Annotated in this window: 18 protein-coding genes; 13 read left to right on the top strand and 5 right to left on the bottom strand. The window is 73.6% G+C overall.

Going from position 1 to position 22,634, the window contains the following annotated elements; all coding sequences use genetic code 11:
• Positions 1-120 precede the first annotated feature (120 nt).
• The 4 genes from AB0N29_RS11605 to AB0N29_RS11590 all read left to right on the top strand — a co-directional run bounded on the left by AB0N29_RS11605 (position 121) and on the right by AB0N29_RS11590 (position 5,622).
• Positions 121-945 carry a phosphatase PAP2 family protein gene (locus tag AB0N29_RS11605; RefSeq protein ID WP_364866792.1) on the top strand — a complete coding sequence of 275 codons (825 nt, stop codon included), beginning with the start codon at positions 121-123 and terminating at the stop codon, positions 943-945.
• Between the two features lie 76 nt (positions 946-1,021).
• On the top strand, positions 1,022-2,521 hold the full coding sequence (locus AB0N29_RS11600) for an MXAN_6640 family putative metalloprotease (RefSeq protein WP_364866790.1): 1,500 nt from the start codon (positions 1,022-1,024) through the stop codon (positions 2,519-2,521).
• A gap of 102 nt (positions 2,522-2,623) precedes the next feature.
• Positions 2,624-4,339, top strand: a complete 1,716-nt coding sequence (locus AB0N29_RS11595) for an alkaline phosphatase D family protein (protein WP_302269723.1) — start codon at positions 2,624-2,626, stop codon at positions 4,337-4,339.
• On the top strand, positions 4,339-5,622 hold the full coding sequence (locus AB0N29_RS11590; RefSeq protein WP_364866787.1) for a nucleotide pyrophosphatase/phosphodiesterase family protein: 1,284 nt from the start codon (positions 4,339-4,341) through the stop codon (positions 5,620-5,622). Before AB0N29_RS11595 ends, AB0N29_RS11590 begins: the two co-directional genes overlap by 1 nt.
• A gap of 139 nt (positions 5,623-5,761) precedes the next feature.
• Here AB0N29_RS11590 and AB0N29_RS11585 read toward each other — a convergent pair whose 3' ends face one another.
• Together AB0N29_RS11585 and AB0N29_RS11580 are read right to left on the bottom strand one after the other, a co-directional pair.
• The gene (locus AB0N29_RS11585; protein ID WP_364866870.1) at positions 5,762-7,672 is read right to left on the bottom strand and encodes an ATP-dependent DNA helicase; all 1,911 of its coding nucleotides are present in this window, start codon (positions 7,670-7,672) and stop codon (positions 5,762-5,764) included.
• Positions 7,673-7,983: 311 nt separating this feature from the next.
• On the bottom strand, positions 7,984-9,189 hold the full coding sequence (locus AB0N29_RS11580) for an ROK family protein (RefSeq protein WP_364866784.1): 1,206 nt from the start codon (positions 9,187-9,189) through the stop codon (positions 7,984-7,986).
• A gap of 94 nt (positions 9,190-9,283) precedes the next feature.
• Between AB0N29_RS11580 and AB0N29_RS11575 the strand changes: the two genes are divergently transcribed.
• From AB0N29_RS11575 to AB0N29_RS11545, 7 genes are all read left to right on the top strand, one after another.
• Complete coding sequence (locus AB0N29_RS11575; RefSeq protein ID WP_364866782.1) at positions 9,284-10,840, top strand: sugar ABC transporter ATP-binding protein; 1,557 nt, start codon at positions 9,284-9,286, stop codon at positions 10,838-10,840.
• On the top strand, positions 10,837-11,859 hold the full coding sequence (locus AB0N29_RS11570) for an ABC transporter permease (RefSeq protein WP_364866780.1): 1,023 nt from the start codon (positions 10,837-10,839) through the stop codon (positions 11,857-11,859). The genes AB0N29_RS11575 and AB0N29_RS11570 overlap by 4 nt, the downstream gene beginning before the upstream one ends.
• The gene (locus AB0N29_RS11565; protein WP_302269718.1) at positions 11,856-12,971 is read left to right on the top strand and encodes an ABC transporter permease; all 1,116 of its coding nucleotides are present in this window, start codon (positions 11,856-11,858) and stop codon (positions 12,969-12,971) included. The genes AB0N29_RS11570 and AB0N29_RS11565 overlap by 4 nt, the downstream gene beginning before the upstream one ends.
• Positions 12,972-13,009: 38 nt before the next feature.
• Complete coding sequence (locus AB0N29_RS11560) at positions 13,010-14,203, top strand: substrate-binding domain-containing protein (RefSeq protein ID WP_364866777.1); 1,194 nt, start codon at positions 13,010-13,012, stop codon at positions 14,201-14,203.
• Positions 14,204-14,294: 91 nt separating this feature from the next.
• Positions 14,295-15,194, top strand: a complete 900-nt coding sequence (locus AB0N29_RS11555) for a sugar phosphate isomerase/epimerase family protein (protein ID WP_364866775.1) — start codon at positions 14,295-14,297, stop codon at positions 15,192-15,194.
• Positions 15,187-16,371: a Gfo/Idh/MocA family oxidoreductase gene (locus AB0N29_RS11550; protein ID WP_364866773.1), complete on the top strand. Its 1,185-nt coding sequence runs from the start codon at positions 15,187-15,189 to the stop codon at positions 16,369-16,371. Before AB0N29_RS11555 ends, AB0N29_RS11550 begins: the two co-directional genes overlap by 8 nt.
• 1 nt (position 16,372) lies before the next feature.
• The gene (locus AB0N29_RS11545; RefSeq protein ID WP_364866771.1) at positions 16,373-17,371 is read left to right on the top strand and encodes a sugar phosphate isomerase/epimerase; all 999 of its coding nucleotides are present in this window, start codon (positions 16,373-16,375) and stop codon (positions 17,369-17,371) included.
• A 32-nt stretch (positions 17,372-17,403) separates the two neighbouring features.
• Here the strand turns inward: AB0N29_RS11545 and AB0N29_RS11540 are convergent, their stop codons facing one another.
• Both AB0N29_RS11540 and hflX read right to left on the bottom strand, forming a co-directional pair.
• Entirely contained in the window at positions 17,404-18,099 is a 696-nt protein-coding gene (locus tag AB0N29_RS11540) for an SGNH/GDSL hydrolase family protein (RefSeq protein ID WP_364866769.1), read from the bottom strand.
• Between the two features lie 297 nt (positions 18,100-18,396).
• Positions 18,397-19,944, bottom strand: a complete 1,548-nt coding sequence (gene hflX, locus AB0N29_RS11535) for a GTPase HflX (RefSeq protein ID WP_364866767.1) — start codon at positions 19,942-19,944, stop codon at positions 18,397-18,399.
• 77 nt (positions 19,945-20,021) lie between these two features.
• Between hflX and AB0N29_RS11530 the strand changes: the two genes are divergently transcribed.
• Both AB0N29_RS11530 and AB0N29_RS11525 read left to right on the top strand, forming a co-directional pair.
• Complete coding sequence (locus tag AB0N29_RS11530) at positions 20,022-20,636, top strand: nucleoside/nucleotide kinase family protein (RefSeq protein WP_364866765.1); 615 nt, start codon at positions 20,022-20,024, stop codon at positions 20,634-20,636.
• A 69-nt stretch (positions 20,637-20,705) separates the two neighbouring features.
• On the top strand, positions 20,706-22,334 hold the full coding sequence (locus AB0N29_RS11525) for a catalase (RefSeq protein ID WP_364866763.1): 1,629 nt from the start codon (positions 20,706-20,708) through the stop codon (positions 22,332-22,334).
• Between the two features lie 84 nt (positions 22,335-22,418).
• On the opposite strand, the gene AB0N29_RS11520 is transcribed toward AB0N29_RS11525, so the two are convergent.
• Positions 22,419-22,631: a DUF2945 domain-containing protein gene (locus AB0N29_RS11520; protein ID WP_302269709.1), complete on the bottom strand. Its 213-nt coding sequence runs from the start codon at positions 22,629-22,631 to the stop codon at positions 22,419-22,421.
• Positions 22,632-22,634: the final 3 nt, after the last annotated feature.

The following is a 22,634-nucleotide window of genomic DNA, read 5'->3' as shown; positions in this document are numbered from 1 at the left end:
GCTGATCCGGGAGAAAAGGCCCGGTCGGGTGGCGCCTCACCCCCAAGAATGGGCAAACGGGGGGCGACTCGGGGGTAAGCCGGATGCTTCTCGGGGGTGGGATACGGCAATGTTGGAGCCGTGAGTCTCCCCAGCAGCACCACGAGGCACCCGCGCCTGCGGCGTGGCGTGGCCGAGCTGGCGCTCATCCTGACCCTCTACGTCGTCTACAGCGGGTCCCGGCTGTTCGCCGACGACGCCCTGGGCCCCGCGCTCACCCGGGCACGCGAGCTGCTCGACGTGGAGCGGCTCATCGGCCTGCACTGGGAGGCCTCCCTCAACCAGTTCTTCGTCGACACGCGGGTCCTCGGCCTGCTCTCCAGCTACTGGTACGCCACCGCCCACTACGTGGTCACCGCGATCGCGCTGGTGTGGCTCTACCGCCTCGGCGAGCGGCGCTACGTGCCGGCCCGGCGCGCACTGGTGGCGGCCACCCTGATCGGCCTGGCGCTCTACCTCCTGCTGCCGACCGCTCCCCCACGCTTCGTCGACGGGTACGTCGACGTCCTGTCCCTGCACGCGGCCGACGGCTGGTGGGGGTCCGAGGCATCGGCGCCCAAGGGCCTGGGCGGGCTGACGAACCAGCTCGCGGCCTTCCCCTCCCTGCACGCCGGCTGGGCGCTGTGGGTGGCGGTGGTCGTCCAGCAGCACGCCCGCCGCCACTGGGTCCGCGGCCTGGGTTGGGGCCACGCCCTCATCACCGCGGTCGTCATCGTCGGCACCGGCAACCACTGGGTCCTCGACGCTCTCGCCGGGTGGCTGGTGATCGGCCTGGGGTTCCTGGTCTCGGCACGGCTGGGCCGGCTCGTGGAGCGCCGGCGTGAGCGACCGGACCCCGCGCCGGCCGCCCCGGAGAAGATGGTCCCGACGGGTCATGCGGAGCAGCACGAGCCTGCGGTTGGCTGAGCGCTGACCTCGAGACCTCCGGGGAGCGCCCCGGTCGGTGACCCCCCGGCCACCGCCGAGCATCCCGGGAGAACCCATGCGTCGCGCACGTCCCCTGGCCGCCCTCGCCCTCGTCCTCGCGACCGGGCTGTCCACGCTCACGGGGGTCACCACCGCCACCGCCGAGGCCCCGGACGGGCGCCCGGACGCCGAGCGCGCGGGGGCGCAGGACTCCTCCGCCCTCCTCGCCCCGGGCACCGTCACCGCCGCGCGCAGCCTCGCCGCCGCGCGGTCCGCCCTGGCCGGGGACGGCCGGGACGCTACCGAGGCCCTGCGGCAGCTGCGCATGGCGCGGCCGGCGCTGGCGCCCGCCGACCGGGCCGCGGCCGGCCGCCTGCTGGCCCGCCCGGCGCAGGACAGGAAGAAGTGCACGGTGGTGTGCGTCCACTGGCGCACGAGCGGCAGGCACCGGGCGAGCGCGTCGTGGGCCAGGAAGGTCCTCGCCACGGCCAGCAGCGTGCACCGCACCTTCGTCGGCGCCGGCTACCGGGCGCCGAAGCGCGACGGCAGGGCCGGTGGCAACGCCAAGACCGACATCTACGTCCAGGACCTCGCCGGTGGTCTCTACGGCTACTGCACCAGCGACCAGCGCACGCGGGCGGAGGACGTGTGGGCCTTCTGCGTCGTCGACAACGACTACCGCGGCTTCCCCACCGGCACCCCGCTGCAGAACCTCCAGGTGACCGTCGGGCACGAGTACTTCCACGCCGTCCAGTTCGGCTACGACTCCTACGAGGACCAGTGGCTCCTCGAGGGCACCGCGGCCTGGGTGGAGGACGAGCTGTTCGACGACGTCGACGACAACCGGCAGTACCTCGCCGCCAGCCCGCTGTCCGACCCCGCCCGCCCCATGGACCGTGGCGGCGACGACGGCTTCCACTACGGCACCTGGCTGTTCTTCCGCCACCTCAGCGAGCGGCTCGACCAGCGCGCGGGCACCCTGCCGACGGTCGTCCGCGACATCTGGCGCCAGGCCGACGCCCGCGCCGGCGCACCCGACCTCAGCTCGGTCGACGCCGTCGCCGCGGTCCTCGAGGACCGCGGCACCCGGTTCCCCGTCGCCTTCGCCCAGTTCGCGACCGGCAACCGCCGCCCGGCCCAGGCCTACGACGAGGGCAGCGCCGCGGAGTACCGGCCGGCACCGCTCGCGAGGTCGGCGACGGCGGCCACCGGTGGCGCGGCCGTCTCCTGGAGGACCGAGTTGGCGCACCTGAGCAGCGCGACCCTCGAGGTGCGGACCCAGCCGTCCGCGACCGGTGTGCGCGTGGAGGTCGACCTGCCCGCGGGCGGCGCCACCCGCGCGGTGGCGACGCTCGTGGGCACCGACGGTGCCGCGGAGAGCCGCCTGGTCGAGCTCGGCGCCTCGGGGAACGGCGCGGTCACCGCCTCGTTCCGCGCCGGGACCGTCGCCTCGGTCGAGGTGACCGTCGCGAACGCCGACATCCGCTACGAGTGCTGGAAGCGCACCGACTACGCCTGCCAGGGCACCCCGCTCGGCGACGGGCAGGCCACGGCGGTGCGCGTCTCGGCCAGCTGAGCCGCCGGCCGCCCGGCGACGCCGCGGCGTACGCCGCCTGAACAGGTGGTGCACACCCGCGCACACCCATCACGCCGGGAGCCGATCGTCGTTGGATGAGGCGTGACCACGACCCAGCCCGGCCGGCCGACCCCCGTCAGCACCCTCGGCCGCCGCACCGTCGTCGCCACCGGGGCCGCCGGCCTCGGGGTGGCGGCCGTCCCGACCAGCACCGGCCACGCCGCCGTACCGACGGGTGCCGCGGCCCGGCACCGCGTCTTCCAGCACGGTGTCGCCTCGGGCGACCCCCTGCCGGAGTCGGTCGTGCTGTGGACCCGGGTGACCCCCACCCGCGGCGCGACCCCGGGCTCGGGGCGCGGGCCCCGGACCGACGTGCGGTGGGAGGTGGCGACGGACCGGGCGTTCCGCGACGTCGTGCGCCGCGGCAGCTTCGTCACCAGCGCCAGCCGCGACCACACCGTGAAGCTCGACGTGACCGGGCTGCGCCCGGCGCGGTGGTACTTCTACCGCTTCACCGCGGCCGGCCAGCGCAGCCGCGTGGGCCGCACCCGCACCGCCCCCGCGCACGACGCGACGCCCTCGAACCTCCGCTTCGGCGTGGTGTCCTGCGCCAACTGGCAGGCCGGCTGGTTCAGCGCCTACCGCCACCTCGCCGCCCGCGACGACCTGCACGCGGTGCTGCACCTGGGCGACTACCTCTACGAGTACCCCGCCGGGGAGTACGGCGCCGGCGACGTCATCGTCCGGCGCCACGAGCCGGCCGGGGAGATCGTGCAGCTCGCCGACTACCGCCGGCGGCACGCGCAGTACAAGACCGACCCCGACCTGCAGGACCTGCACGCCACCGCGCCGTTCGTCACCGTCTGGGACGACCACGAGACGGCCAACGACGCGTGGCGCGACGGCGCGGAGAACCACACCGCGGGCACGGGCGAGGGCGGGGAGGGCAGCTGGCAGCGGCGCCGCGCCCGCGCGCACCGGGCGTACGACGAGTGGATGCCCGTCCGGCTGGACGGGACCGCCCGACTCGGTGACGGCACCCGCCTCTACCGCCGCCTGCGCTTCGGCCGGCTCGCCGAGCTGAGCATGCTCGACCTGCGCACCTACCGCAGCCAGCAGGTCTCCGCGCCCGTGCTCGACCCCGCGGTGAGCCGGCCCGACCGCACGATCACCGGCACCGCCCAGCTGGCCTGGCTCAAGGACTCGCTCGCCCGCGACACCGCCCAGTGGAAGCTGGTGGGCAACCCGGTGATGATCGCGCCGGTCACCTTCGCCGCGCTCCCCGCCGACCTGGTCACACCGGTCAACGACGTCACCGGGCTCCTCCCGCAGGACGGCCTGCCCTACAACGTCGACCAGTGGGACGGCTACACCGACGACCGCCGCGAGCTGTTCGCCCACATCCGCGACCGCGGCATCAAGGACACCGTGTTCCTCACCGGCGACATCCACTCCGGCTGGGCCGCCGACCTCCCCTTCGACCGCGGGCTCTACCCGATCGCCTCGGAGACGGCCGGGGTGGAGCTGGTCTGCTCCTCGGTCACCTCCGACAACCTCAAGGACATCCTCGGCGTGCCACCACGCACCGCGAGCGTCGGCGTCGAGCAGCTCATCCGCGCCGCCAACCCGCACGTCAAGTACCTCGACTTCGACTCCCACGGCTACTCCGTGCTCGACGTGACCCCGGCCCGGGTGCAGATGGACTGGTACGTCATCGGGTCGCGCACCGACCGCCGCACGCCGGCCACCTGGTCGCAGTCCTTCGCCACCCGCGCGGGCACGAACAAGCTGGTCGCCGTCGACGGGCCGGTGCGCTGATGAGCACGCCGACCCCGCCGGTCCCCGGCCACCCGACCGACCGGCGCACCCTGCTCAAGGTCGCGGGCGCCGGGGGCCTCGCGCTCACCTTCTCCACCGCCACCGGCCAGCCGGCGTACGCCGCCCCGAGCCGGGACCGTCGCCGTGCCTACGTCCTCGTCGTCGACGGCTGCCGGCCCGACGAGATCGACAGCGGCCTGATGCCGAACCTCGCCGCCCTGCGCGCGGACGGGCGGCACTTCCCCCGGGCGCACTCGATGCCCGTCATGGAGACGGTGCCGAACCACGTGATGATGATGACCGGCGTCCGGCCCGACCGGAGCGGCGTGCCCGCGAACGAGATCTACGACCGGGCTCTGGGCGCGACCCGCACGATGGACCGGCCCACCGACATCCGCACCACCACCGTGATCGAGCGGCTGGGCAGGCAGGGCTTCCGGACCGGCACGGTGCTGAGCAAGGACTACCTGTACGGCGTGTTCGGCGAGCGCGCCACGCACCGGTGGGAGCCGTTCCCGCTGCTCCCGGTGACCGACCACGCCCCCGACGTCTTCACGATGGAGGCCGCGCTCACCATGGTCGAGGAGCTCGACCCGCACCTGGTGTTCGTCAACCTCGGCGACGTCGACCGGGTCGGCCACAGCGACCTCACCGGCGGCACGCTGCAGGCCCTCCGGCGGGCCGCGCTGGTCTCGACCGATCTCCAGGTCGGCCGGTTCCTCGACCTGCTGCGGTCCACCGGCCGCTGGGAGCGGTCCATCGTCGTCGTCCTCGCCGACCACTCGATGGACTGGTCGCGGCCCGACCGGGTGGTCTCGCTCACCGGCCCGCTGGGCGAGGACCGGCTGCTGGCCGGCAAGGTCGCGGTCGCGCAGAACGGCGGCGCCGACCTCCTCTACTGGACCGGCCCGGACGGGCAACGGGCTCGCGCCGTCGAGCGGATGCTGAGGGTCGCCCGGGCCACCGAGGGCGTGCTCTCGGCGCACGACCGGGCCCGCACCTCCTGGCTGCGGCTCGGCCCGAACGCCGGCGACGTCGTCGCCTACTGCCGCGCGGGCTGGCGGTTCAGCGACCCCGATGTCGTCTCCAACCCGATCCCCGGCAACCACGGCCACCCGGCGACCCGCGCGATCCCGTTCTTCATCGGCGGCGGTCACCCGGCCGCCGCGCGGGCGGTCTCCTCCACGCTGGCGGCCACCGTCGACGTCGCGCCGACGATCGCGGAGTTCTTCGGGATCCGGGGCACGCCGCGGGGCGGCTGGGACGGTCGCTCGCGGATCTGAGGCCCGCTGCCGCTGGTCGAGCGGCGAAGGCGTCCTGCGCCTGAGCGTCGTCGAGACCCGGTGTGGGCTCGGCGCTGCGACCCCGGTCACCGGGTCTCGACGACGGCTCGCCGGCGCTCGCCTGCTCGACCAGCCGGGGTCAGGAGCCGGCCGTGGCCGAGAGCCGGGCGAGGGCCTTGCGGACGACGGCGGGGTCGGTGGTGGTCCACATCGGCGGGAGGCTGGCCTTGAGGAACCCGCCGTACCGGGCGGTCGCCAGCCGCGGGTCGAGCACCGCGACCACGCCGCGGTCGGTGGTCGTGCGGATCAGCCGGCCGGCCCCCTGCGCCATCAGCAGCGCGGCGTGGGTCGCGGCGATCTGCATGAAGCCGTTGCCGCCGGCCTGGTCGGCGGCCTTCTGCCGCGCCGACATCAGCGGGTCGTCGGGCCGCGGGAACGGGATCCGGTCGATGAGCACCAGCTGGCAGGTGTCACCGGGGACGTCGAGGCCCTGCCACAGCGACAGCGTCCCGAACAGCACCGTGTGCGGGTCCTCGACGAACTGCTTGGCCAGCTCGGGCAGCTGGGCGTCGCCCTGGGCGAGCGTGGTCAGGTGCGGCAGCCGCTCGCGGACCGCCTCCGCGGCGGTCTCGGCCGCGCGACGCGAGGAGAACAGGCCGAGCGCCCGCCCGTCGGCGGCGTCGATCAGCTCGACGATCTCGTCGAGCTGCGCGCCCACGAGGCCGTCGCGACCCGGGGCGGGCAGGTGCCGCGCGACGTACAGGATCCCCTGCTGGCCGTAGTCGAACGGCGAGCCGACGTCGATGCCGCGCCAGGGCAGCACGGTGTCGGTCCGCTGGGCGTCGGAGCCCTCGTCCACGACCCGCTCGGAGGGCTTGAGCCCGACACCGGTCGCGACGGACCCGAAGTCGCCGCCGAGCATCAGCGTGGCGCTGGTGAAGACCACGCTCTTCTCACGCAGCAGCTTGTCGCGCATCGGCCCCCACACCTGCAGCGGCGCGACGCACAGCCGCGGCGGCATCCGCTCGCTGCCCTCGGTCAGCCACAGGACGTCGGAGTCGAGGTCGGCGGCCATCCGCTCCGCGGTCGCGAAGACCTCCTGGACCGAGCCCTTGGCCTGGGTCAGGCCGGGGTCGGCGCCCTTGTCGCCCTTGTCGTCGCCCTTGGGGTACGCCGAGAGGCAGGCGCGCGCGGCATCGCGGACCAGCACCAGCGCGTCACCGAGCTCCTGCGGCATCCGCTCGAACCGGCCGGGTCGGGCGTCGGTGATCGCCGCCCGCAGCGCCTCGGCCGCGTCGGAGAGGTCGTCGGCCTCGGAGTCGACGTGCCGCTGGCTGCGCCGCGCGGCCCGCTCGACCTCGGCGGCCCACAGCTCGTCGGTGGCGGCCTGGGTCACCCGCGCGGTGAGCTCGTGCGCCTCGTCGATGACGACCGCGTCGTACTCCGGGATCATCGGGACGCCCTCGATCGCGTCGATCGCGAGCAGGCTGTGGTTGGTGATGATCAGGTGCGAGCGCTGCGCCTTCTCCTTGGCCAGCTCGGCGAAGCACTCCTGGCCGAAGGGGCACTTGGCGGCGCCCAGGCACTCGCGGTGGCTCACGCTGACCTGCCGCCACTCGCGGTCGGTGTGCCGCGGGGCGTTGTCCCGCTCCCCGCTGCCGCCCTCCTCGGCCTGCTCCTCGGCCCAGGAGCGCAGCTCGAGGACCTTCTGGCCCATCGACCCCTCGGGCATCTGCACCAGGGTGCCCTGGTCGTCCGGGACGCCCTCGCGGACGCGGTGCAGGCACGCGTAGTTGGACCGGCCCTTGAGCACGGCGTAGGAGGTGTCGACGTCGCGCGCCGCCTCGTCCTTCGCGACCGCCTGCACCAGGCGCGGGAGGTCCCGCTCGACCAGCTGGTGCTGGAGCGCCAGCGTGGCCGTGGCGACCACGACCCGGTCGGGGTGGAGCAGCGCGGGCACGAGGTAGGCCAGCGACTTGCCGGTGCCGGTGCCGGCCTGGACGAGCAGGTGCTCCTCGTCGGCGAGCGCCCGGCCGACCGCCTCGGCCATCCGCACCTGCCCGGTCCGCTCGGCGCCGCCGAGCGCCTGCACCGCGCCGGCGAGCACCTCGCTGACGCGGGTGGTCGACGAGGTGGCGGTGGAGGGGGTCCCGGGCACCCGAGAACCCTAACGGCGCCCGCCGACACCGGTGCGGGGCTCGACGGCTGCGCCTGTGGACAGGTGACGTGCGCCGCGCCGGGCCGGGCCAGGCCGGGCCGGGCCGGGCCGGGCCGGCTGTCACGCGACGTCCGCTGCACCGTCGACACGTTCCCACCACTGTCGGCACGCTGCAGCGTGCCGACGCAGCGGCGAACCTGTCGTCACAGCCCGGCCGCCACCCCCGCCGCGACGACCCCGCCCGCGCCCGCCTCGGCGACGCGCGCGCCGGCCCGGTCGATGTGCTCGGGCGAGAGCACGTGGCCGATGGCGAGCGCAGCGGCGCCGATGACGCCGGCCCGCTCGCCGGCCCGCGAGGTGGTGACCGCGAGGTGCTGGGTCGCGAGCGGGAGGGAGCGCTGGTAGACGACCTCGCGGATGCCCGCCAGGAGGCTCTCGCCGGCGTCGGCCAGCGAGCCGCCGATGACGATCGCCGAGGGGTTGATCATGTTCACGAGCGTGGCCAGCACCTCGCCGAGGTCGCGGCCGGCCTGGCGCACGGCCTGGACGGCCCGGGGGTCGCCGCTGCGCACCAGCGCCACGACGTCCGCGGAGCCGGCGGCGTCCACGCCGGACTCGCGGAGGGCGCGGGCGACCGCCGGCCCGGCCGCCACGGCCTCCAGGCACCCCTGGTTGCCGCACCGGCACAGCACCTCGGCGGCGCGGGCGACGGCCACGTGGCCGAGGTCGCCCGCCGTCCCCTGGGCGCCGCGCTGCAGCTGGCCGCCGGAGATCAGGCCGGCGCCGATGCCCGTGCTGACCTTGATGAAGACCAGGTCGGCGGTGTCGGGCAGGTGGGCGTGCTGCTCGCCCAGCGCCATGATGTTGACGTCGTTGTCGACGAGCACGGGCACGTCGAAGGCCCGCTGCACGTGGCCCGGCACGTCGTACTCGTCCCAGCCCGGCATGATCGGCGGGTTGATCGCCCGGCCGCTCGAGTGCTCGACCGGTCCCGGGAGCCCCATGCCGATCGCGGCCAGCTCGCCGACCTCGCGCCCCTGGTCGGCGAGGAGGTCGGCGACCACCCGCTCGACCCAGCCGAGCACGTGGTCGGGCCCGAGCGCCACGTCAAGGTCGGCGCGGCGCTCGGCGAGGATGGTGCCGCTGAGGTCGGAGAGGGCGGCGGTCGCGTGGCTGGCGCCGATGTCCACGCCGGCGACGACCCACGCCCCCGGGTTGAGCGCCAGCAGCGAGGGCGGGCGCCCCCCGGTCGAGACCCCGCCGCCGTACGGCGCCACCAGGCCCAGCCGCAGCAGGACGTCGATCCGCGACGCGATCGTGGAGCGGGCCAGCCCGGAGAGATCGGCGAGCTGCGCACGGGTGCGGGGCTGCCCGTCCCGAAGGAGCTCGAAGACGTCGCTGGTCCGCACGGCCGGAAGTGTTCCACGCGGACTTCTGAACGTCCAGCAAGCAACTTTTGACGAGACCTCGACAGAAGTGAGTGACGCGTGCCACAGTGCGCTCGTGACCACCACGTCGCCGACCGAGAGCCCGGGCACCCCCGGCAGCCCCGGCACGCCCTCCGGAAGCGCCGCCCACGCGGGCGCCGTCGTGCTGCGGGCCAGCGGGCTGGCCAAGGCATTCGCCGGGCACACCGTGCTCGAGGACGTCGACCTCGAGCTCCGCGCCGGCCAGGTGCTCGGCCTCGTGGGCGAGAACGGCGCGGGCAAGTCGACCCTGATGAAGATCCTCGCCGGCGTGCACTCCCCCGACGCCGGGACCGTCGAGGTGGGCGGCGAGCACGTGTCGTTCACCCACCCCGTCCAGGCCCAGCAGGCCGGCCTGTCCACGGTCTTCCAGGAGTTCAACCTCCTGCCCGAGCGCTCGGTCGCCGAGAACGTCTACCTCGGCCGCGAGCCCCGCCGCCGCGGCCTGGTCGACGTCGACCGGATGCACCGCGACACCGAGGAGCTGCTCGAGGGGCTCGGCGTCACCGGCCTCCGGGCCGGCCAGCGGGTGCGCACGCTGTCGGTCGCCGAGCAGCAGCTGGTCGAGATCGCCAAGGCCGTCAGCTACGACGCCCGGGTGATCCAGATGGACGAGCCGACCGCCGCCCTCGCCGAGCACGAGGTCGAGCTGCTCTACTCCGTCATCGCCCGGCTCACCGCCCGCGGGGTCGCGATCGTCTACGTCTCCCACCGGCTCAAGGAGATCTTCGACCTCTGCGACACCATCACCGTCCTCAAGGACGGCCGCCAGGTCACCACGCGACCGGCCGGCGAGCTCGACGACGCCGAGCTGGTCCGGCTCATGGTCGGCCGCTCGATCTCCTCCTTCTTCCCCGACCCGCTGCCCGGCACCGAGGTGGGCGAGCCGGCGCTGGAGCTGCTCGACGCCGGCAACGGGTACGTCGACGGCGTCGACCTGACCCTCCGCGCCGGCGAGGTCGTCGGCATCGCCGGCCTCCAGGGCTCCGGACGCACCGAGCTGCTCGAGGCGGTCTTCGGGGTGCGTCCGCTGACCCGGGGCACGATGCGCGTCGGCGGGCGCGACGTGCGCCCCGGCTCGCCGCGTGCGGCCATCCGCGCCGGCCTCGCGATGGTCACCGAGGACCGCAAGGCCACCGGGCTGGCGCTGAACCAGACGATCCTCGACAACGCGCTCGGCGTCGTGCGGGCGGTCTTCCCGCGCCGCACCGGTCCCGCCCGTCGCGAGCTGCCCGGGCTGCTGTCCTCGCTGGAGGTCTCCGCCCGCGCGATGGACCAGGAGGTCCAGTTCCTCTCCGGCGGCAACCAGCAGAAGGTCGTGCTGGCCCGCTGGCTGACCACCGACCCCCGCGTCGTGCTGATGGACGAGCCCACCCGCGGCATCGACGTCGGCGCGAAGCACTCCATCTACGAGCTGATGCGCGCCCTGGCGGCCCGGGGCGTGGCCGTCCTGATGGTCTCCAGCGAGCTGCCGGAGGTGATCGGCATGTCCGACCGGATCCTCGTGATGCGCGACGGCCGGCTGGCCGGCGAGCTGCCCGCGGGCGCCACCGAGGAGCAGGTGCTGCAGGTCGCGACGGGGGTGGGCGGATGAGCACGCTCGCCCGGCGCCGGGCCCCGCTGACCTCCACCGGCATCGTCCTGGTGCTGCTCGCGCTGAGCCTGGTCGTCGGCTTCGTGCTGACCGCCGTCGAGGGCCGCAACTTCCTCAGCCCCGGCAACATCTCCGCCCTGCTGACCGGCATCAGCATCCTGGGGTTCATCGCCATCGGCCAGACGCTGGTCATCCTCGTCGGCAGCCTCGACCTCTCGGTGCCGTACGTCGTCAGCCTGGTCAGCGTGCTTGCGGCCGGCACGATGGCCGGCCAGGACGGCAAGGTGGTCCCGGCGGTGCTGCTCGCCCTGCTGGTGGCCGCGGCGGTCGGCCTGGTCAACGGCGCGATCGTGGCGTACCTCGGCGTCCACGGCTTCATCGCGACCCTCGGCACGGGCCTGGTGATCAGCGGCTACCTCGCCACCAACTACCAGGGCAGCCACGGCTCGGCCCCGCGCTCGTTCCGGCTGGTCGGCGCCACCCAGGTCGGCCCGGTGCCGCTCTCGACGCTGATCCTGCTCGGCTGCGCGGTGCTGGTCGTGCTGATGCTGCGGCGCACCCGCGTCGGCCACCACCTCTACGCCGTGGGCGGCAACCGCGAGGTGGCCCGGCTCTCCGGCATCCGCACGTCGGTGCCGGTGCTCGTCGCCCACACCCTCTCCTCGGTGCTGGCCGCCCTCGCCGGGCTGCTGCTGGTGGCCCGGCTCAGCGTCGGCAGCCCCACCATCGGCAGCCAGGGCGACTACGACCTGATGTCCATCGCCGCGGTCGTCCTCGGCGGCACGCTGCTCGCCGGCGGCAAGGGCAACGTCGTGGGGACCCTCGCGGGTGTCGCGATCTTCTCCGTCCTCGACAACGTCATGGGCGTCATGGGCGTCAGCGCCTTCCTCCAGGACGTCGTCCGCGGCCTGGTGATCGTCGTCGCGGTCGCGGTCTACGCCCGCCGCGAGATCGACCGCCGGCCCGCCAGGTTCGAACGACCGACCGGCCTCGACGCCGCACTGCAGGAGGCGAAGTGACCACCTCGACCCCGCTCCTCGAGCGCGCCGAGCGACCTCCGCTCCCCGACCACCACCGCAGCTGGGGCGGGCGGGCCGCAGCGGCGCTCGCCACCCCGGGCGGCGCGGTGTACGTCCTCGTCGTCGCGCTGCTCGTCGCGACGGTCCTGGCCAACCCGAACTTCGGCGACCCCGGCGTGGTGATCCGCTTCCTGGGCCGCACGGCGCCGATCGCAATCGCCGCCATCGGCCAGTACTACGTGATCGTCTCCGGCGAGTTCGACCTCTCCATGGGCGCGGTCGTCGCCGCCCAGGTCGTCATGGCCGGCAACCTGATCGGCGAGGACGAGAGCCGGATCCTCCCGGTCACGCTGCTGATGCTGGCCGTCGGCGTCCTCATCGGGGTGCTCAACGGCCTCGGCACGACGCTGCTCGGCGTCCCGAGCTTCATCGTGACGCTGGGGATGATGCTCGCGCTCGGCGGCCTGGTCGACCACCTCACCGGTGGTGCCGCGACCGGCAACCCGGCCGACTCCTTCCGCGAGATCGGCCGCGGCGGCATCCAGGACGTCCCCGTCGTCGACGTCATCCCCTACCCGCTGGTCATCCTGGTGGTGCTCGGCGCGCTCGCCTCGTGGTCGATGCGCCGTCCCTTCGGCCGCAGCCTCGTGGCCGCCGGCGACAACGCCGACGCCGCCCGTGTCTCGGGCAGCTCGCTGTGGTGGCTCAAGACCCGCGCGTTCGTGATCTCCTCGCTCTCGGCCACCGTCGCCGGGATCATCCTGGTCGGGTACGCCGGCGTGCACCCCTCGGTCGGCCAGGGCTACGAGTTCACCGCCATCACCGCGGTGGTCCTCGGCGGGGTCGTCCTCGGCGGCGGCCGCGGCTGGGTCCTCTCCGCCGCCGCCGGTGCGGTCGCGCTCGAGCTGCTCTTCGTCCTGCTGACCGCGCTCGGCGTGGAGTCCACGTGGCGCGCCACCGTCCAGGGCCTGATCATCATCGCCGCCGTCGCCGTGGCCGGCCGCGCCTGGCAGCGCGGCCGCCGGCCCACGCGCCGTACCGCCTCTCCCGCAACCCCGTCTCGGCACCCCACCCAACCGCCCTCCCCGGGCACAACCACAGGAGACAACTGATGCGCACACCGTTGCGACGCAGGTCGCTCAGGGGCGCCGTGGCGTCCGTCGCTGCCCTGGCCGCCCTGGCCGCGTGCAGCACCGACGAGTCCATCGACGACCCCGCCCCGCAGGCGGGCGAGGAGTCGGCCTCCGAGACCGAGGGGTCGGGTGAGGAGTGGTTCGTCCAGGCCGACTTCGACGAGCAGGACGAGCAGCGCTCGGCGACCTTCGAGGGCGACCCCGAGCAGCCCTACCTGCAGTACATCGACGGCGAGATGACCGACACCTCCGACTTCGCCTCGAAGGAGCCGCAGAAGGTCTGCTTCGCCAACGCCTCGATCTCCAACCCCTGGCGCCAGACCGGCTGGATCACCATGAACCAGCAGCTCAAGGCGCTCCAGGACGAGGGCGTCATCTCCGAGATGGAGACCCGCGACGCCCAGGACGACGACAACACCCAGATCGCCGACATCGACTACTTCATCAGCGAGGGGAACTGCGACGTCTTCGTCATCTCCCCCAACTCCACCGCCGCGATGACGCCGGCCGTCGAGCGCGCCTGCGAGACCGGCAAGCCTGTCATCGTGTTCGACCGGGGCGTGGAGACCGACTGCTACACGACGTTCATCCACCCGATCGGCGGCTACGCCTGGGGCATCGACACCGCCACGTTCCTCTCCGAGAACCTCGAGGAGGGCGACAAGGTCGTCGCCCTGCGGATCCTGCCCGGCGTCGACGTGCTGGAGACCCGCTGGGCCGCCGCGGAGAAGATCTTCGAGGAGAACGGGATCGAGGCCGTCGACTACTTCACCGGCGCCGACCCCACCAAGATCAAGGGGATCATCACCGACGAGCTCACCAAGGGCGACGTCGCCGGGGTGTGGATGGACGCCGGTGACGGCGCCGTCGCCGCGATCGAGGCCTTCGAGGACCAAGGCGTCGACTACCCGGTGATGACCGGCGAGGACGAGATGAGCTTCCTGCGCAAGTGGGAGGAGACCGGACTGACCGGCCTGGCCCCGGTCTACTCCAACTTCCAGTGGCGTACCCCGCTGCTGGCGATCCAGAAGATCGTCGCCGGCGAGGAGATCCCCAAGGAGTGGGTGCTCCCGCAGACGCCCATCACCGAGGAGGAGCGCGGCGACTTCCTCGCGGCCAACGAGGGCATGCCCGACGGCCACTACGCCAAGTTCGGCGGCGAGGACCTGCCGGGCTACCCGAAGGTCTGGCAGGACCGCCAGATCCCGTGAGCCCGGCCGGCCGGGGGTGGACGGACCCACCCCCGGCCGGTGCTCCTGCTCCCGCTCCTCCTCCCCCTCCCTCCGACCGGAAGGTGTGCCCGTGCGCGCGCTCGACCGCCCCCTCGGCGTCAACACCTGGGTCTGGACCTCGCCCCTGACCGACGCCGACCTGCCCCGGATGCTCGACCTCGTCGCCGGCCTCGGCTTCGACGCCGTCGAGCTGCCGCTGGAGGAGCCGGGCCACCTGGACCCGGCGCGGACCGCCGCCGCCGTCCGCGACGCCGGCCTGGCGCCGTACGTCGTCGGCGCGATGGCCCCCGGGCGCGACCTCGTCGCCACCGACCCCGCGACCGTGGCCCGCACCCAGGACTACCTGCGCAGCTGCACCGACCTCGCCGCCGCCGTCGGCGCGCCCAGCGTCTGCGGGCCCTTCTACGCCGCGACCGGACGGGTGTGGCGGATGACGCCGTACGAGCGCCACGCGGCGTACGACGAGTGGCGCCGGAACCTCGCGCCGGTCGTCGAGCACGCCCGCGACGCGGGCGTCACCGTCGGCATCGAGCCCTTGAACCGCTACGAGACCTCGCTGGTCAACACCGTCGACCAGGCGCTCGCCGCCCTCGGCCCGCTGCTGGGACCGTCCCTCGGGCTCGCGCTCGACACCTACCACCTCGGGATCGAGGAGCGCTCCAGCGCCGACGCCGTACGCCGCGCCGGCCGGCACCTGGTGCACCTCCAGGTCTGCGGCAACGACCGCGGCGCCCCCGGCCACGACCAGACCGACTGGCCCGCACTGCTCGCCGCGCTCGACGAGGTGGGGTACGCCGGCGCGCTGAACATCGAGAGCTTCACCCCCGACAACGCCGCCATCGCCGTGGCCGCCTCGATCTGGCGACCGCTCGCCGCCTCGCCCGACGACCTCGCCCGGGACGGCCTCACCTTCCTCCGGTCGCTCACCGCGACCGACGCCCACGCCGCAGGAGGCACCACCCATGACTGACCGGACCGCGGGCGGCGCGCCCGCCCTGGGGGTGGCCGTCGTCGGCTACTCCTTCATGGGCAAGGCCCACTCCAACGCCTGGCGCAACGTCTCCGCCTTCTTCCCCGACGCCCCGGGCGTGCGGCAGCAGGTGCTCGTCGGGCGCGACCCGGCGGCGCTGAAGACCGCCGCGGACCGCTACGGCTGGGCCGACACCGCCACCGACTGGCGCGACGTCGTCACCCGCGCCGACGTCGACGTCGTCGACATCTGCACCCCGGGCCACCTGCATGCCGAGATCGCCCTGGCCGCGCTGGACGCCGGCAAGCACGTGCTGCTCGAGAAGCCGCTGGCCAACACCGTCGCGGAGTCCGAGGCCCTCGTCGCCGCGGCGAGGGCCGCGGCGGAGCGGGGCGTGGTGTCGATGACCGGCTTCAACTACCGCCGGGTGCCCGCGCTGGCGCTCGCGCGCCGGATGATCACCGAGGGGCGGATCGGCACCGTGCGCCAGGTCCGGGCCAGCTACCTGCAGGACTGGCTCGTCGACGAGGCCGCACCGATGACCTGGCGGCTGCGCCGCGAGTCGGCCGGCTCCGGCGTGCTCGGCGACCTCGGCTCGCACCTCGTCGACCAGCTCCACCACCTGCTCGACGAGCCGGTGGTCTCCGCCAGCGGCCACCTGCGGACGTTCGTGCCCGAGCGCACCGGCGACCACGGGACCGAGCCGGTCACCGTCGACGACGCCGCCTGGGCCACCCTCGAGACCGCCTCGGGCGTGGTCGCCAGCCTCGAGGTCAGCCGGATGGCGACCAGCCGCAAGAACGCCCTGCAGATCGAGGTGTACGGCACCACCGGCTCGCTCTCCTTCGACCTCGAGCGGCTCAACGAGCTCGGCGTCGACGACCGCGGGCTGGACCCGGACGGCGGCGTACGTCGCGTGCTGGTCACCGAGGCCACCCACCCCTACCTCGACGCCTGGTGGCCGCCGGGCCACACCCTCGGCTGGGACAGCACGTTCACCTCGCAGGCGGCCGACTTCCTCGCCGCGGTCGCGAGCGGCAACCAGCCGTCGCCGTCGTTCGCCGACGGCCTCGCCGTGCAGCGGGTGCTGGCGGCGATCGAAGAGAGTGCGGGACGCTCGGGCGCCCGCGTCGACGTACCCGCACCGCACCCCGCCGCGCACCAGCAGGAGGACTGAGATGGGCAAGCGCTTCACCCTCTTCACCGGCCAGTGGGCCGACCTGCCGCTCGAGGAGGTCGCGCGGCTCGCCGCCGGCTGGGGCTACGACGGCCTCGAGATCGCGGTCTCCGGCGAGCACCTCGACGCGTGGCGGTGGGACGAGCCGGGGTACGTCGAGGGCCGGCTGGAGATCCTCGAGCGGCACGGGCTCGGCGTGTGGGCCATCTCCAACCACCTCACCGGCCAGGCGGTCTGCGACGACCCCATCGACGACCGGCACCGCGCGATCGTGCGCGAGCGGGTGTGGGGCGACGGCGACGCCGAGGGGGTGCGCACCCGGGCCGCGGAGGAGATGCGGCTGACCGCGCGGCTCGCGCAGCGGATGGGCGTGTCCACCGTCGTCGGCTTCACCGGCTCCTCGATCTGGCCCTACGTCGCGATGTTCCCGCCGGTCCCGGCCTCCCGGATCGAGGCGGGCTACCAGGACTTCGCCGACCGGTGGAACCCGATCCTCGACGTCTTCGACGAGTGCGGCGTCCGGTTCGCCCACGAGGTGCACCCCTCGGAGATCGCCTACGACTACTGGTCGACCGTGCGCACGCTCAAGGCGATCGGCCACCGCGAGGCGTTCGGGCTCAACTGGGACCCCAGCCACATGCTGTGGCAGGACCTCGACCCGGTGGCGTTCATCTCCGACTTCGCCGACCGGATCTACCACGTCGACTGCAAGGACACCCGGCTGCGCGTGGGCGGGGGCCGCAACGGCCGGCTCTCCTCGCACCTGCCGTGGGGCGACCCCCGCCGCGGCTGGGACTTCGTCTCCACCGGACGCGGGCAGGTGCCCTGGGAGGACTCCTTCCGGGCGCTGGCCGCCATCGGCTACGACGGACCCGTCTCGGTGGAGTGGGAGGACGCCGGCATGGACCGCCTCCACGGCGCCCCCGAGGCGCTGGCGTTCCTCAAGCGGTTCGACTACGACCCGCCCGCCGCCGCCTTCGACGCCGCGTTCAGCTCCTAGCGCCGGGCTCCGGACGGCTGCGGCGCGCCCGCTCAGACCCCGGCGGCCGCGATCGCGGCGGCGACGGCGTCACCGAAGGCCCGGTGACCCTCGGGGGTCAGGTGCAGCCGGTCCTCGAGGTAGTCCAGCGCGAGCCCGCTCGTGGGGACGTACGCCGCTGCGTGCTGCTCGGCGAGGACGGCGAGCAGCCGGTCGACGCGCGGCACCCGACCGGCCCGCGAGGGAGCGGTCGCGGGGCCCACGACCACCACCCGCTGGCCCTCGAGCCGTCGCATCAGCCGCTCGAACCCCGACCGGATGGCCGCGTCGGTCTGGTCGACGTCGTTGAGCCCGCCCTCGACGACCACCAGGTCGGCGCCGGCACCGAGGGCCGCGCCCGCCCGGGCCGCGAACGACACCTGCGGGCCGCACCGGCTGGCGCCCGAGCTGAACCCGGACCCGGAGAACCCGGCGACCCGCACCCGGCCCTCCAGCCGCGACGGCCACGACGTACCGACCTCGTCCAGGCCGAGCCCGGCCGACCAGGAGTCGCCAATCACGAGCACGTCGCGCCCCTCGCCGGTGACGACCGCGGCCCGCTCCGCGGAGCCCGCCGCGAACCGTTCGCACCGGCTCGCGTCCGAACCGCGCGCCCGCTCGGCCAGCTGCAGCACGAGCACGCCGATGACGAGCAGCAGGCAGGCGGCCAGGGCGATCGATCGTGCCGAGGAGCGACGGGCGAGAAGCACCCATCGATGGTGCGCCCTCCTGCGCCGATCCGCCGGAGTTGTTGCAGGACCGTTGTAGATCCGCCGGAAATCCCGCCCGACTCCTCGGGGAAAACCGGCGCTTCTCAGGGGATGCATCGCCCGAGAAGTGCCGGAATCCCCGGGGCCCCGGGGATTCCGGCAGGACCCCACGCCGCTGCAGGAGTCCCCGGTTCACCGGGGACTCCCTCGCTTACCGGGGTAGACCTACCCCGGAAAGCACGAGGGTCCCCGGTTGACCGGGGACCCTCGCACCTGCCCGCACCGGGCAGTGACCACTCAGACCAGCGCGTACGCCGCCAGCTCGCCGGCGAGGTCCTCGTTGGCGCGCCCGCGGACGATGGTGCCGTCGCCGGTGTGCTCGAGGGAGTCGATCTCGCCCTGCTGGTGGAGCCGGTTGATCAGGTCGCCCCGCTCGTAGGGCAGCAGCGCGGAGAACTCCACGCCCGGGCGGGGCAGCTCGCCCTCGACGACGCCGAGCGCCTCGGCGATGCCCTCGCCGGTCTTGGCGCTGACCACGACGCAGTGCGGCTCGCGCTGCTGGAGCCGGGCCAGGACCATCGGGTCCGCGGCGTCGGCCTTGTTGATGACCACGAGCTCGGGCACCTGGTCCGCGCCGATCTCGGCGAAGACCTCGCGCACCGCGGCGATCTGGCCCTCGGGGTCGGGGTGGGAGCCGTCGACGACGTGGAGGACCAGGTCGGCGTCGGCCACCTCCTCCAGCGTGGACCGGAACGCCTCGACGAGCTGGTGGGGCAGGTGCCGCACGAACCCGACGGTGTCGCTCATCGTGTAGACGCGGCCGTCCGCGGTCGTCGTGCGTCGCGTGGTGGGGTCCAGGGTCGCGAACAGCGCGTCCTCGACCAGCACCCCCGCACCGGTGAGCCGGTTGAGCAGCGAGGACTTGCCCGCGTTGGTGTAGCCGGCGATCGCCACGGCCGGCACCTGGTGACGACGGCGCTCCTGGCGCTTGGTGTCGCGGGTGCCCTTCATCTCGCGCAGCTCGCGGCGAAGCTTGGCGATCCGGGTGTTGATCCGGCGCCGGTCGGTCTCGATCTTCGTCTCACCGGGACCACGGCCACCGATGCCGACACCGCCGGCGGCGCGACCGCCGACCTGGCGCGACAGGTTGCCACCCCAACCACGCAGGCGCTGCTTGAGGTAGGTCAGCTGCGCCAGCTCGACCTGCGCCTGGCCCTCCTTGGACTTCGCGTGCTGGGCGAAGATGTCGAGGATCAGCGCGGTCCGGTCGACGACCTTGACCTTGAGCCGGTCCTCGAGGTTCCTCAGCTGGCTGGGCGCGAGCTCGCCGTCGCAGATCACGGTGTCCGCGCCGGTGGCGGCGACGATCTCCTTGAGCCCCTCGACCTTGCCGCGGCCGATGTACGTCGCGGGGTCGGGCTTCTGCCGGCGCTGGTAGATCGCGTCGAGCACCTCGGAGCCGGCCGTCTCGGCGAGCAGGGCCAGCTCGGCCATCGAGTTCTCCGCGTCCTCGACGCTGCCCTCGGTCCAGACGCCGACGAGGACGACGCGCTCGAGGCGCAGCTGGCGGTACTCGACCTCGGTGATGTCCTCGAGGTCGGTGCGCAGGCCGGCGACGCGGCGCAGCTCGTGCCGCTCGGCCAGGTCGAGCTCACCGGTGGTGAGCTCCTCGGGGTCCGGCTCGTCGGCGTACCCGGAGGTGAAGTCCTCCACCTCGTCGTGGTCGTCGTGGTCGTCGTCGGACCCGTCGCGCTCATCGACGGCGAGGACCTCGTCCTCGTCCCAGCCGACGGTCTCCTCCAGCTCGGTGTCGAGGGAGAAGTCGCGTGCGTTCGCGTTGGTCATGTGCCTCCGTGTCGTGACTGCCATCTCGGAGAGCACAACGCCTCCGGGCCCTCCACTATGCCCGCTTGACTGGGCACGTGGACATCCATTTCCCCACCCCGCCCGTCGGCATCCGCCTGCTCGGGCTCACCGGGGCGCCCGGCGTCGGCAAGAGCACGGCCGCCGCGGCGCTGGCCGCCGAGCACGGTGCGGCGGTGGTGCCGATGGACGGCTTCCACTACGCCGACGTCGAGCTGGCCCGCCGCGGCCTGGTCGAGGTCAAGGGAGCCCCCGACACCTTCGACGCCGAGGGGTACGCCGCGCTGCTGCGGCGCGTGCGCGGGTGCGAGCCGGCGGTGGTCGCCCCGGCGTTCGACCGCGACCTCGAGCAGCCCCTCGCCGGGGCGATCGCGGTGCCGCCGACCGGCACGGTGGTGACCGAGGGCAACTACCTGCTGCTGGACCAGCCGCGCTGGCGCGCCGTGCGCGCGGAGGTCGAGGAGGTCTGGCACCTGCACGTCGACGCCGACCTGCGGCGGGAGCGGCTGGTGGCGCGCCACGTGCGGCACGGGAAGTCCCCCGACCAGGCGCGGGCGTGGGTGGACCGCGTCGACGAGCCGAACGCCCGCCTCGTGGAGGCGGCCGCCGAGCGGGCCGACCGGGTCCTCGACCTGACCGCCTGGCACCGACCCCCACGGACGGTCGGCCGCTGAATCCGCGCCTCGGCCCCGGGTACCGGCCCCAGGTCCCCCCGCACCCCACTCCATTGGAGGAACCGAGCCATGGCTGACGCCACCCGCTCGCTCACCACGCGGCAGGGCCACCCTGTCTCCGACAACCAGAACACCCGCACCGTCGGCGCCCGCGGTCCCGCGACGCTGGAGAACTACCAGTTCCTCGAGAAGATCAGCCACTTCGACCGCGAGCGGATCCCCGAGCGCGTGGTGCACGCGCGCGGCTTCGTCTGCTACGGCGAGCTCGAGGCCACCGGCCAGTGGGGCGACGAGCCGATCGCCCGCTACACCCGCGCCAAGCTGTTCTCCGAGGCCGGCAAGAAGACCCCGCTGGCGATCCGGTTCTCGACCGTCATCGGCGGCCGGGACTCCTCCGAGGCCGCCCGCGACCCGCGCGGCTTCGCGGTGAAGTTCTACACCGAGGACGGCAACTGGGACCTCGTCGGCAACAACCTGGGTGTCTTCTTCATCCGCGACGCCATCAAGTTCCCCGACGTCATCCACTCCCTCAAGCCCGACCCGGTCACCTTCCGCCAGGAGCCGGCGCGGATCTTCGACTTCATGTCGCAGACGCCGGAGTCGATGCACATGCTGGTCAACCTGTTCAGCCCGCGCGGCATCCCGGCCAGCTACCGCACCCAGCAGGGCTTCGGGGTCAACACCTACCGGTGGGTCAACGCCGAGGGCGTCTCGCACCTGGTCAAGTACCACTTCTACCCGCACGAGGGCGTGAAGTCGCTGACCGAGGAGGACGCCGCGAACATCCAGGCCGGCGACCTCGGGCACGCCTCGAAGGACCTCTACGAGGCGATCGAGGCGGGCAGCTTCCCGAAGTGGGACCTCAAGGTGCAGATCATGGAGGACCACGACCACCCCGAGCTCGACTTCGACCCGCTCGACGACACCAAGGTCTGGCCCGAGGAGCTCTTCGAGCCCAAGCTCGTCGCGACCATGACGCTCAACCGCAACGTGGCCGACCACCACGACGAGAACGAGCAGATCGCCTTCGGCACCGGCGTGCTGGTCGACGGCCTGGAGTTCTCCGACGACAAGATGCTCGTCGGCCGCACGTTCTCCTACAGCGACACCCAGCGCTACCGGGTGGGGCCGAACTACCTGCAGCTGCCGGTCAACGCCGCCAAGGTCGACGTCCACACCAACCAGCGCGGCGGCCAGATGTCGTACGGCGTGGACCTGGCCGAGGGCCAGAACCCGCACGTGAACTACGAGCCGTCGACGATGGGCGGCCTCGAGGAGGCCGAGGGTGGCGGGTCCGCGGAGGTCGGGCCGGAGCTCAGCGGCCGGCTCACCCGGGCCCGGCTGCCCCGCACGAACGACTACGCGCAGGCCGGTGAGCGGTTCCGCCTGATGGAGGACTGGGAGCGCGACGACCTGGTGGCGAACCTGGTCGCCAACATCTCCGAGGCCACCCGGGAGGTCCAGGAGCGGATGGTCTGGCACTTCCTCATGTGTGAGGACGAGCTGGGCCAGCGCGTGGGCGAGGGCCTCGGCATCACCGCCGACGACGTCCGCGGGCTCCCGCCGCTCGCGACCCAGACGCTGTCGGAGGAGGAGCTCGACCGGGCCCGCAACCTGGGCAAGAACGGTCCGCGCGACGTCGAGGGCCACACCATGACGCACTGCGTCCCCAACGAGCGGGTGGTCGTCGAGCGCTGACCCGCGCCGCCCGTCCGGACGCACGAAGGCCCGCTCCCCCGAGGGAGCGGGCCTTCGTCGGTCCCGGTCGCGTGGCGGCCGGTCCTAGCTCTTCTTCTTCAGCGCACCTGGCTTGTGCACGGCCTCGCCGCCGGACTTCTCGCTCTTCACGAGGTACTGCGGGTCGTCCTTGCTCGCCTTGACGTCACGCTTCGCGGCGTGGGTGTCGGAGGTGATCTTCTTCTCCACCTCGCCCTCGGCCGTGCCGCCGTGTGACTTCCACTCGACCTTGTCGCCCTTCTTGAACTCCTTCGTCATGCG

The sequence above is a fragment of the Nocardioides sp. NPDC092400 genome, from assembly GCF_040684155.1.
In the GTDB taxonomy this organism is placed as follows: domain Bacteria; phylum Actinomycetota; class Actinomycetes; order Propionibacteriales; family Nocardioidaceae; genus Nocardioides.
Note: the sequence above shows the minus strand (reverse complement) of the source record. Positions and strands in the feature narration are given on the sequence as shown.

What these genes read in the sequence shown, in the direction of transcription:
- AB0N29_RS11525 (WP_364866763.1), top strand. Translation starts at nt 20,706, where the DNA reads ATGGCTGACGCCACCCGCTCGCTCACCACGCGGCAGGGCCACCCTGTC.
- AB0N29_RS11600 (WP_364866790.1), top strand. Translation starts at nt 1,022, where the DNA reads ATGCGTCGCGCACGTCCCCTGGCCGCCCTCGCCCTCGTCCTCGCGACC.
- AB0N29_RS11590 (WP_364866787.1), top strand. Translation starts at nt 4,339, where the DNA reads ATGAGCACGCCGACCCCGCCGGTCCCCGGCCACCCGACCGACCGGCGC.
- AB0N29_RS11585 (WP_364866870.1), bottom strand. Translation starts at nt 7,672, where the DNA reads ATGGCCGAGGCGGTCGGCCGGGCGCTCGCCGACGAGGAGCACCTGCTC.
- hflX (WP_364866767.1), bottom strand. Translation starts at nt 19,944, where the DNA reads ATGACCAACGCGAACGCACGCGACTTCTCCCTCGACACCGAGCTGGAG.
- AB0N29_RS11520 (WP_302269709.1), bottom strand. Translation starts at nt 22,631, where the DNA reads ATGACGAAGGAGTTCAAGAAGGGCGACAAGGTCGAGTGGAAGTCACAC.
- AB0N29_RS11545 (WP_364866771.1), top strand. Translation starts at nt 16,373, where the DNA reads ATGGGCAAGCGCTTCACCCTCTTCACCGGCCAGTGGGCCGACCTGCCG.
- AB0N29_RS11570 (WP_364866780.1), top strand. Translation starts at nt 10,837, where the DNA reads ATGAGCACGCTCGCCCGGCGCCGGGCCCCGCTGACCTCCACCGGCATC.
- AB0N29_RS11550 (WP_364866773.1), top strand. Translation starts at nt 15,187, where the DNA reads ATGACTGACCGGACCGCGGGCGGCGCGCCCGCCCTGGGGGTGGCCGTC.